Source organism: Streptomyces sp. NPDC058534, assembly GCF_042717365.1.
GTDB lineage: Bacteria > Actinomycetota > Actinomycetes > Streptomycetales > Streptomycetaceae > Streptomyces.
The window spans coordinates 1-10,492 of record NZ_JBHXNW010000108.1; the positions used below are offsets into that span (position 1 = coordinate 1).

10 protein-coding genes are annotated in these 10,492 nt (G+C 73.6%); 4 read left to right on the top strand and 6 right to left on the bottom strand.

Translation table 11 applies throughout. The features are described from left to right. Positions 1-139 precede the first annotated feature (139 nt). From ACFWR9_RS39135 to ACFWR9_RS39150, 4 genes are read right to left on the bottom strand one after another with little or no spacing between them, the layout of a single operon-like run. Positions 140-733, bottom strand: coding sequence for a dTDP-4-dehydrorhamnose 3,5-epimerase family protein (locus ACFWR9_RS39135; protein WP_383851462.1), 594 nt, complete (start codon positions 731-733; stop codon positions 140-142). 33 nt (positions 734-766) lie between these two features. Beyond that, complete coding sequence (locus ACFWR9_RS39140; RefSeq protein ID WP_383851416.1) at positions 767-1,432, bottom strand: sulfotransferase family protein; 666 nt, start codon at positions 1,430-1,432, stop codon at positions 767-769. A gap of 18 nt (positions 1,433-1,450) precedes the next feature. Continuing rightward, a complete protein-coding gene (locus tag ACFWR9_RS39145; RefSeq protein ID WP_383851418.1) occupies positions 1,451-1,897 on the bottom strand; it encodes a carboxymuconolactone decarboxylase family protein in 447 nt (148 codons plus the stop codon). 56 nt (positions 1,898-1,953) lie between these two features. After that, positions 1,954-2,982 (bottom strand): methyltransferase, encoded by a 1,029-nt coding sequence (locus ACFWR9_RS39150; RefSeq protein WP_383851421.1) that lies wholly within the window; start codon positions 2,980-2,982, stop codon positions 1,954-1,956. Positions 2,983-3,191: 209 nt separating this feature from the next. On the opposite strand from ACFWR9_RS39150, the gene ACFWR9_RS39155 reads away from it, so the two are divergent. Beyond that, a complete protein-coding gene (locus ACFWR9_RS39155) occupies positions 3,192-3,809 on the top strand; it encodes a DsbA family protein (RefSeq protein ID WP_383851423.1) in 618 nt (205 codons plus the stop codon). A gap of 7 nt (positions 3,810-3,816) precedes the next feature. On the opposite strand, the gene ACFWR9_RS39160 is transcribed toward ACFWR9_RS39155, so the two are convergent. Beyond that, positions 3,817-4,698 (bottom strand): NmrA/HSCARG family protein, encoded by an 882-nt coding sequence (locus ACFWR9_RS39160; RefSeq protein WP_383851426.1) that lies wholly within the window; start codon positions 4,696-4,698, stop codon positions 3,817-3,819. A gap of 146 nt (positions 4,699-4,844) precedes the next feature. Further along, positions 4,845-5,573, bottom strand: a complete 729-nt coding sequence (locus ACFWR9_RS39165) for an SDR family oxidoreductase (protein WP_383851429.1) — start codon at positions 5,571-5,573, stop codon at positions 4,845-4,847. A gap of 232 nt (positions 5,574-5,805) precedes the next feature. Here ACFWR9_RS39165 and ACFWR9_RS39170 point away from each other — a divergent pair, with 232 nt between their 5' ends. The 3 genes from ACFWR9_RS39170 (at position 5,806) to hemG (ending at position 10,396) form a co-directional block, all read left to right on the top strand. Beyond that, positions 5,806-7,284: an FAD-dependent monooxygenase gene (locus ACFWR9_RS39170; RefSeq protein ID WP_383851431.1), complete on the top strand. Its 1,479-nt coding sequence runs from the start codon at positions 5,806-5,808 to the stop codon at positions 7,282-7,284. Between the two features lie 35 nt (positions 7,285-7,319). Next, on the top strand, positions 7,320-8,792 hold the full coding sequence (locus ACFWR9_RS39175; protein WP_383851434.1) for an FAD-dependent monooxygenase: 1,473 nt from the start codon (positions 7,320-7,322) through the stop codon (positions 8,790-8,792). A gap of 134 nt (positions 8,793-8,926) precedes the next feature. Then, positions 8,927-10,396 (top strand): protoporphyrinogen oxidase, encoded by a 1,470-nt coding sequence (hemG, locus tag ACFWR9_RS39180; protein ID WP_383851436.1) that lies wholly within the window; start codon positions 8,927-8,929, stop codon positions 10,394-10,396. Positions 10,397-10,492: the final 96 nt, after the last annotated feature.

The following is a 10,492-nucleotide window of genomic DNA, read 5'->3' on the forward strand; positions in this document are numbered from 1 at the left end:
GGGCGGGCTCGCGGCGTCAGGTGCGTGCTCTCGCCGGGCCGGGCGTAGAGCCTCGTACTGGATGTACTTGGCTCTGCGCCCGGTGCGGCGAGAGTGCGTGCATGGCGTCGCGAGGCAGACGGGAATTGTCAGACAGGCCCTAGTGTCCGGCCCGGTCCGCGGTGAGCCGGCGCGGCGGGCACTGCTCCCAGGTGGGCAGCAGGCCGGCCGCCGCCGCCTGGGCGAGGGTGGGCGCCGCGGCGTCCTTGTCCGAGCGGACGGGCGGCCCGGTGAGGTTCCAGGGCAGGGCGAGGGCCGGGTCGAGCGCGTCGATGTCGATCATCGATCCCGGTACGTACTCCTGGGAGCACAGGTAGCTCATGCACGTGTCGTCGCTGAGGGCGAGGAAGGCGTGGCCGACGCCGTCGGGCAGGTACACGGCCGTCCCCGTCTGCGGGCTCTGGTGGGTGACGTCGTAGTGGCCGAACGTCGGTGAACCCACCCTCAGGTCGACGGCGATGTCCAGGGCGCTGCCGCGTACGCAGGTGACGAACTTCGCCTGGCCGGGCGGGAGGGTGGTTCCGTGGATGCCGCGCAGGGTGTTGCGGCGGGAGACCGAGTAGTTGACCTGGCGGACCGTGAACTGCCAGCCGGACTCGGCCAGCAGCAGGTCGGCCCGCACGGATTCGAAGAAGTGGCCCCGCCGGTCGCTCAGGGGCTCGGGTTCGACGCGGTAGGCGCCGGGGACGGTCATTTCCGTTATCAGCACCGGTGGCTCCTCGCCCCGTCAGCCGGCGGCCGGCGCCGCGGCGGCGCCGGCCGCGCGGGCGATGCGCTGCCGCATGGAGGCGGTGTCGTTGGTCCGCGGGAACTCTTCGCGCGGGGTGTCGACGCCCAGGAAGTCGCACAGCGGCTCCCAGCCCTGGCGCACGTCGTAGACGAGGACGTTGTCCGCGCCCAGGGTGCGTACGACCTCCTCGTTGTGCCGGTGGTAGACGTCGACGGCGTGGTCCTTGTCGGCGAAGCGGCCCTCGAACAGTCCGTCCCAGACCATGGTGCTGGTGATGCGGAACAGGCGTGCCTGCGGGCTGGAGGGCTCGGGGGGGTGGGCCATGCTGCGCAGGGCGAACTGGTACAGCGTGTCGTGGGTGCTGCGGTACCAGCTGTCGGCGTCACGGACCGTCAGGACCACCTTGGCGTCGGGGAACGCCTGGCTGATCTGCCGGTAGTACAGGGCGCAGGGGCCGTCGACCGCGGAGCCGTAGCCGTCGAAGACCGACGTCCAGTCGGGGCTCTCGCCGTCGCAGACGATCCGCTCCCACTGCTGGAGGCGGTCCGTGTCGCCGACGATGTCGAACATGTGGAAGCAGGGGCCGAGACCGAGCCGGTCCAGGGCCGCCTTCAGTGAGGTCGTGCCGGTCCTGCCCAGGCCGGCGTTGATGAGCTTGAGCACAGTGCCGTCTCCCTTGTCTCAGCGCCAGGCCGCGGCTTCCTGGCGGGTGGCGACGTTCACCCGGTTCCAGAAGTTGACCAGGCCGATGTGCATGACCAGCGCTCCGAGCTGCTCGTCGGTGTAGTACTGGGCGGACTTCTCCCAGATCTCGTCGGACGCCATGTCCTGCGGGTCGGTCATCAGGGTGACGGCCTCGGCCATCTCCAGCGCGGCGCGTTCGCCCGGATCGAAGCAGGTCTCGGTGCGCCAGCCGGCCACCTTCCCCAGGCGCTCGTCCGCCGTCGCCGCCTGCTCCGGGCCGTCGGGGAACGTGTAGGTGCGGCCGTTGATCTCGCTGACGCGCAGCCGGACGAGGTCGAGGGTGGTCTGCGCCACGCCCACCTTGCCGATGACCTCGGTCAGGTCGAGCAGGGGCTGCAGGGCGCCGGGAACGACCAGGGAGGGGTTGTCCATCCGTGGAGTCATCGGGTCTTCTCCTGTGCGGTATGCGTGGATGAGTCGGTTGCTTGCGTCGGCGCCCCTCAGACCGGGATGCCCTCGATGACCGAGATCGGCGCGCTGGTGGGAACGACCCGGGTGAGTTCGAAGCCGGCCTTAGCGAACAGCTCGGCGTACTGGGCGCGGGTGCGTTCGCGGGCGCCGAGCATGAGCATCAGCCACAGGTCGATGGTGTGGCCGATGTGCTTCTCGTTGTTCTCCGGCAGCGCGTACTCGACGACGAGGAGCCGGCCGCCGGGGGCGATCGCCTCGCGCGCGTTGCGCAGTGCGGTGACGGCGTCGGCCTCACAGAAGTCGTGGATGATGTGCTTGAACACGTAGGCGTCGGCGCCCGCGGGCAGCGTGCCGAGGTAGCCGCCGTGCTCGATGGTGAGCCGGCCGGCGACGCCGGCCGCCTCGAAGAGCGCCGGCGAGTCGACGGTGGCGACCTCGGAGTCGTACAGCACGCCCTTGGTGTCGGGCGCCTGCTGGAGGATGCCCGCCAGGAGGTTGCCCCGGCCGGCGATGACGTCCACGACGGTGTGGAAGCGGGAGAAGTCGTAGGCGGCCAGGATCGGGGCGGTCTCCGAGGCGGACAGTTCGCCGAACGCCTGGAAGAACACCCGGGCGTAGGCCGGGTCGGCGTGGAAGAAGTCCAGCGCGCCCATGCCGCGCAGCTTGGGCAGGCCGGCCTCGCCGGTCTCCACGGTGCCGGCCAGGCCACCCCACTCCTCCCGCAGCGTGGGGTGGCCCATCAGCAGGGCGAAGCCGCGCATCGAGTCCGGCGCGTCCTGGCGGAGCTTGTCGGACAGCGGGGTGTTCTCGTACCGGCCGTCCTCGCGGACGGCGAAGACGCCGTGGCCGGCGAGTGCGCGCAGGGTGCGGTGGGTGGCCCCGTGGTCGGATCCGACGCGGGCGGCGATGTCGCCGGCGGGCAGCGGGCCGTCGGCCAGCACGTCCGCGATCCCGAGGCCGGCCGCGACGGAGATCGCCTGGGTGATCACCGCGCCCTGGATGAGATGGAGCAGTGCGTACGAGTCGGACTGGTCACGAACCTCGGGCTGCACGGACATGCCTTTCCTTTCGGAGCGCCTCTTTTCGCGGATTCCAGACGATAGGGCGGCACTTCTCAAAACCGCAACCATGGTTGTGACGCAATTGCCGGGCGAGCGTTCAACCGTGGAATTTGAGCGGTTGAACAGGCCGCATCCAGCGCCGCTCCAGCCACATTCCGGCACCGCTTGCCAAATTGTTCCGGCCCGGCTACATCGAGGAGGTTCCGTTGCGTCACGACACCCCGACCACGGTGGATTTCTGGTTCGACCCGACCTGCCCCTGGGCGTGGCTGACCTCCCGCTGGGTCCTGGAGGTCGCCCGGCAGCGGCCGCTCACGGTCCGCTGGCACCTGATGAGCCTGACGGTGCTCAACGAGGGGCGCACCGGCCTGCCCGAGCGCTGGCACCGGGACCTCGCCGGGCGGCTGGAGCCGGTGCGGGTCTGCGCGGCGGCCGAGCAGAGGTACGGTCCCGGGGTGCTGGGCCGGCTCTACACCGAACTGGGCACACGGTTCCACCTGGAGCGGGCGCCCAGAAAGCCGTCGACCTACGCGGCGGCCCTGGCCGCCGCGGGCCTGGACGCCGCTCTCGCCGCCGCGGCCGGCACCGGCGCGTACGACGACGCGGTGCGTGCCTCGCACGACGACGCCGTCGGCCGGGTCGGCGCCGATGTGGGCACGCCCGTCGTCGCGGTGGGGGACGTCGCGTTCTTCGGGCCGGTGGTGACGCCCGCTCCCCGGGGTGAGGCGGCGGTGCGGCTGTGGGACGGTGTGCTCGCCGTGTCGGCCACCGACGGGTTCTTCGAACTCAAGCGGACCCGTACCCGGCAGCCGGTGTTCACCTGAGGGCCGGTCAGCGTGGAGCCGCCGCGGGGGCGGGGGCGGTCCAGTTGCCGGCCAGCCAGGTCTGCAGGGTCACCAGGCCGGGCCGGGTGCCGCGCAGGGCGTCGAGGTCGGCGCGGTAGCCGTCCCGCTCGAACCAGTCGAACATGTTGGCGAGGTCGGGGCGGGCCGAGCGCAGCGGCTCGATCGGCAGCTGCTGGTAGCGGACCGGTACCCCGGCGACCGCCTCGAACGCGGCGGCCATCTGCGGTCCGGTCAGCGCGTCACCGGCGATCTCGACCACCCGGCCCAGCCAGGCGTCCGGGTTCTCGAAGGCGTCCGCCGCGAACACGCCGATGTCGCCGGTCGCGATGAGCTGCACCTCGGTGCGCGGGTCCAGCCACATGGCGAGCACCAGTCCGTTGCCGGCCGGGCGCGGGGCGATGTCGAGGAGGATGTCGTGGAACATGACCGGCCGCAGCACCGTCACCGGCAGGTCGAGGGTGCGCAGGTACTGCTCCACCCGGTGCTTGCTCTCGAAGTGCGGGACGCGGGTGTCGCGGTCCGCGCCGCCGACCGAGCTGTAGACGAAGTGCCGCACCCCGGCGTGCACCGCGGCGTCGGCGACCGCCCTGGCCTGCCGCTCCTCGGCCTCGACGCCGCCCGGTCCCCGGAAGGTCTGGACGCTGAAGACGCCGCTCACGGCGCGCATGGCCGCGGTGAGTGACGCCGCGTCGTCCATGTCGCCGCGGACCAGGACGGCGCCGGCCTCCCGCAGCTGCCTGGCCTGCGCCTTGTCCGGGTCGCGGACCAGGGCGTGCACGGTGTGCCCGCGCCGCAGCAGTTCGCGGGCCACCGCCCCGCCCTGCCGGCCGGTCCCGCCCAGCACCAGGATCGTTTCGTCAAACGCCACTGTCTTCTCCACGTCTCGTTGCCGCCGTGGCCTGGCCCGGCGGTGCGGTCGGATACGGCGGCCGGGGACGGCCGCCGCGCCTGAGGGGGGCGTCGTGCATCGGGGGGCGTCGTGCGCCGGGGGGCGTCGTGCATTGGGTGCGTGGGCTACCAGGGCACGGGCCCCTCGTCGGCCAGGCACACGCCCGACGGGCCGTGCTCGTCCAGCAGGGCGAGGCGGACCACGACCGCGGCCCCTTCGGCGGGTGTGCGGCGGCCGCGGTGGTGGTTGATGTCGGTGGCCACCACGCCGGGCAGGGCGGCGTTGACCTTGACCGGACTCCCCCGCAGTTCCTTCGCGTAGGCGAGCGTGACCGCGTTCAGCGCGGTCTTCGACGACTGGTAGGCGATCATGTTGACGCCCGCTGTCGGGGAGCCGGGGTCCGCGCCGAGGGTCAGCGACGCCAGGTGGCTGGACAGGTTGACGACGCGGCCGGCCGGGGAGCGGCGCAGCAGCGGCAGCATCGCGTGGGTCACGGTGACCACCCCGAACACGTTGGTCTCGTAGACCTCCCGCAGGTCGGCGGCGGTGGCGTCGCTGGGCGTGCCGGTGAAGGCGCCGGCGGTGCCGGCGTTGTTGACCAGGATGTCCAGGCGTCCGTGACGCCGTTCGATCTCGCGGGCGGCGCCGGCCACGGAGGCCGGGTCCCTCACGTCCAGCAGGAGCGGCGCGGCGTCGATGCCGTCGGCGGCCAGCGCGTCGGCGGCCTGCTTGCCGAGCACCTCGTCGCGTGCGCCGACGAGGACGGTGATGCCCCGCTCGCCGAGCTGCCGCGCCGCGGCGAATCCGATGCCCTTGTTGGCACCCGTGACGAGGGCGATCTTCTGGGCCGTCACATCAGCTTCCTTTCTGCGGCCGTGGCGCGCATTCACCGCGGAACAATGAATGACCGGGGACACCCGACGATATTGCTGCGGGGCACTCTCCACGTTCAAGCGTTCACCCCCGCGTTCAAATGGGGCGGGCCGGTTCCGCCGGGGGCCGTAATTTCGGAATCGTTGCGGCCGGACATCGCCCTGAGTAGCTTCACAAGGCCAACCATTGCCGCAGCGCAAAGGGCCTCATGAAATGAAGAGAACTGATGTCATCGTGGTCGGTGCGGGGCCGGCCGGCCTGCTGCTGGCCGGGGAACTGTCCCTGGGCGGGGCCCGGGTGGCCGTCTACGACCGGCTGCCCGCCCCCGCCGGACAGTCCAGGGCCCTGGGCTTCAACCGGCGGGCGGCCGAAACACTGGGGCAGCGCGGCCTGCTGAGCCGGCTGGGCGATTTCCGGTGGGGGCCCATGGGGCACTTCGGCGGCGTCCGCTTCGACCTCGGCATGCTCGACGAGGACCACAGCGGCGTCCTGGGCCTGTCCCAGGCGAGGACCGAACGGGCGCTCGGCGACTGGCTGGCCGACCTCGGCGTGCCGGTGCTGCGCGGCCGGGAGGTGACCGGCCTGCGGCAGACGCCCGAGCAGGTCGTGGTGTCCTTCACCGGCCCCGGCGGGGCCGGTGAGCAGAGCGCCGCCTACGTGGCCGGCTGCGACGGGGCGGGCAGTACCGTGCGCGCCCTGGCCGGCATCCCGGCCCGCGGGTGGGAGCCCACCCGGGGCATGTACACCGCGGAGATCAGCGGCGTCAGCCCGCGGCCGAGGCCGATCGGCGAGCGGCTGCCGGGCGGCCGCATGGTGGTGTGCACCCCGCTGGGCCGGGGCCGCTGCCGTGTCGTCGTGCACGATCCGGACCTGCCCTCCCGTCCCGAGCCGGGCGCCCTGACCTTCGCCGAAGTCGCAGGGGCGTGGCGGCGGCTGACCGGCGAGTCCATCGACGGCGCCCACTGCCACTGGCTGTGGGCGTGCGGCAATCGGGCCGCCCTGGCCGGCGAGTACCGGCGCGGGCGGGTGTTGTTGGCCGGGGATGCCGCGCACGAGATTCCGCCGCTGGCCGCGTGGGGGCTGAGCGCCGGACTGCAGGACGCGGCCAACCTCGGCTGGAAGCTCGCGGCGGCCGTCACGGGCCGGGCCCCCGAAGGCCTGCTGGACACCTACCACGGCGAACGCCACCCCGTCGGCGCGCAGTTGATCCGCGACGCCCGCGCGGCCTCCAAGCTGTACCTCGGTGACGAGCACCTGGACCCGGTCCGTGAGGTCGTGGGCGAGCTGCTGGCCCACCAAGGCGCAGCCGAGCGGACAGCCGGGATCGTCAGCGGCCTCGGCATCCGCTACGACCTGGCGAAGGGCGAGCACCCGCTGCTCGGCCGGCGCATGCCCCCCGGACAGCAGCTCACCCTTCCCGACGGCACCCGCACCTCCGTCGCCGAACTCCTGCACACCGGACACGGCCTGCTCATCACCACCGACCCCACCATGGCCGCCGCCGGGGACCGCGCCGGCGGCGTCGATGTCGTCACCGGCACCTGGACCACCCCGCCCCACCCCGGACTCGACGCCGTCCTGGTACGCCCCGACGGCTACGTCGCCTGGACCTCACCCGGCACCACCGACACCCTCACCGACGCCCTCGGCCGCTGGTTCGGCGCCGGCGTCCCGCAGCCGGCCGGCCGGTGAGCGGCAGGCGGCACCGACCCAGAAGGAGCGCACACATGGCCAGGGATGTCATCGTCGTCGGGGCCGGCCCGGTCGGGCTGATGGCGGCGGGCGAACTCCGGCTCGGCGGCGCGGACGTCGTCGTCTACGAGCGGCTGTCCGCCCCGACGCGCCAGTCGCGCGGCGCGAGCTTCACCCGGCGCACCGCCGAGTGCTTCGACCAGCGGGGCCTGCTCGGCCGCCTCGGTGAGACCGAGCCCGCCGACAGTCACTTCGGCGGGGTGCCGATCGACCTCGGCATACCGGCCGAGAACCACTACGGGCACCGCGGCGTCTCCCAGTTCCGCACCGAGCGGATGCTGGAGGACTGGGTGGGCGAGCTCGGCGTGCCGGTCCTGCGCGGCCGGGAGGTGACCGCCCTGCGGCAGGACGACGACGGTGTCGTGGCGTGGGTCGACGGCGACGGCGGGCCGGCCGAGGAACGGGCCGCCTATCTGGTCGGCTGCGACGGCGGGCGCAGCACCGTACGGAAGCTGGCCGGAATCGCCTTCCCCGGCACCGACGGCCGGCGCGGCTTCCTGACCGCGGACGTCACCGGGGTCGAGACCCGCAAGCGGCGCATCGGCGAGGACCTGCCGGGCGGCAGCATGGTGATGGCGATGGACCTGGAGAACGGCGTCACCCGGGTCGTCGTCCACGAGGCCGGCACGCCGCCGCCCCGCGACCGCGACGCGCTCACCTTCTCCGACCTCGCCGACGCCTGGCAGCGGCTGACCGGTGAGTCCATCCATCACGGGCAGTGCCGCTGGATCAGCTGCTTCACCGACGCCTCGCGGGCCGCGGCCGCATACCGGCGCGGGCGGGTGTTCCTGGCCGGCGACGCCGCGCACGTGCAGCCCCCGGCGATGGCGCAGGGGCTGAGCGTGGGGGTCCAGGACGCGGTGAACCTCGGCTGGAAGCTGGCGGCGGCCGTCGCGGGCCGGGCCCCCGAGGGCCTGCTGGACACCTACCATGGCGAACGCCACCCCGTCGGCGCGCAGTTGGCCCGCAACGCCCGCGCGGCGATCGAGCTGCGGCTCACCGGTGAGGACATGGACCCGGTCCGCGAGATCGTGGGCGAGCTGCTGTCCCACCGGGGCGCCGCCGAGTACGCGGCCGGCATGCTGAGCAACCTCGGCATCCGCTACGACCTGGCGGGGGGCGAGCACCCGCTGCTCGGCCGGCGCATGCCGCCCGACCACACCCTCACCCTGCCCGACGGCACCCGCACCTCCGTCGCCGACCTCCTGCGCACCGGACGCGGCCTGCTCATCACCACCGACCCCACCATGGCCGCCGCCGGGGACCGCGCCGGCGGCGTCGATGTGGTCACCGGCACCTGGACCACCCCGCCCCACCCCGGACTCGACGCCGTCCTGGTACGCCCCGACGGCTACGTCGCCTGGACCTCACCCGGCACCACCGACACCCTCACCGACGCCCTCGGCCGCTGGTTCGGCGCCGGCGTCCCGCAGCCGGCCGGCCGGTGAGCGGCGGGGTGGCTCTCCAGCCGCCCTCGACCGCAGGGCTGGGCCCGCCCGCGACACTGCCAGGGCCTGCCGCGGGCGCCGGGCGCCGGCGCCGGCAGGTCCTCAACGACCCCAACCACGAAGGATCTGGTGGAATGGCCGGCACCGAACAGGATCAGGTGAGTGGAAAGCCCCACGTCGTCGTCATCGGGGGTGGTATCGCGGGGCTGGCGGCGGCGTTCCGGCTGCGCAACGAGCCGGTCCGGGTGACGGTCCTGGAGGCGTCGTCCCGGCTCGGCGGGAAGCTGTCGGTCTCCGACGTGGCGGGGGTCGCCGTCGACGAGGGCGCCGAGTCCCTGTACGCCAACCGGCGCCGGACCACCGGGCTGATCGAGGACGCCGGGCTCGGCGAGCAGATCAGGCCGGCGGGGGTGACCGCGTCGGCGATCTGGAGCCGGGGCGAGATCCGGCAGCAGCCGGACCGTCAGTTCATGGGCGTGCCCTGCGACATGGACGACCTCGCCCGGTCGGGCGTCGTCTCCGCGCAGGGCGTCGAACGGGCCAGGCAGGACCTGGTCCTGCCGTCCTTCGACCGGGACGGCGACGTGTCGGTGGCGGACATCGTGGGCGGGCGGTTCGGGCAGGAGGTCGTGGACCGCCTCGTCGAGCCGTTCCTCGCCGGTGTGTTCTCCGGCCGCGCCGCCGACCTGTCGTTCGAGGCCACGCTGACGCCGCTGGCGAAGGCGGCACGCGCGCACGTCTCGCTCGCGGACGCGGCCGCCTCGCTGACGCCCGTGCTCGCCGAGGGGCAGAAGCCGCCGCCGGTGCGGGTGGCGACCCTCGACGGCGGGTTCGGTTCGCTGCCGCCCGTGCTGGTGCGCCAGGTGCTGGCGGCCGCGCCCGACGCGTCCGTGCGCACCGGTGCCTCCGTGCGGGAGCTGACCCGCGGTGCGGGCGGCTGGCGGCTGACCGTGGACGCCGGCACCGGCACCGAGCACATCGACGCCGACGCCGTCGTCATCGCCGTGCCGGCCGGGCCCGCGGGCCGGCTGCTGGCCAAGGTTGCCGGGATGTCCCCGGCCGTTGCGGCGTTCGCCGAGGTGCCCTACTCCAGCGTGGCGGTGGTCACGCTCGCCTACCCCCGCGCGGCGTTCCCGGGCGGGCTCTCGGGCCGCGGGTACGCCGCCTACCGGGTGCCGGCGGTGGAGGGCCGGGCGGTCAAGGAGGTCACGTTCACCACCGTGAAGTGGCCGCACCTGGCCGGTGGGATGGAGATCGTGCGCTGTTCGATCGGGCGGCTGGGCGAGGAGGACCTCCTGGGGCGCGACGACGCCGACCTCGTGGCGCTGGCGACGGCCGAACTGGCCGGGGCCACCGGCGTCCGGGGCGTCCCGGTCGCGGCCCGGGTCAGCCGCTGGCAGGACGCCCTGCCGCAGTACACCGTCGGCCACATGGAGCGGGTGCGGCTCATCCGTGAGACGGTCGCCGCCCAGTCCGGACTGGCCGTGTGCGGGGCGCTGTACGACGGGGTGGGCGTCGGGGTGTGCATGGCCTCCGCGCGCCGGGCCGCCGACGAGGTGCTGGCCTTCGTGAGGCAGGACCGCGCGGTCTCGGCCGGCGTCTGAGCGGGCCGTGGAACACAAGGAAGCGGGGGGGGGGGGGGCCTGCGCCGTGCGCGCCGGCCCGCCAAAGGACAATAAGACAAAAAAGCCCCAGACACA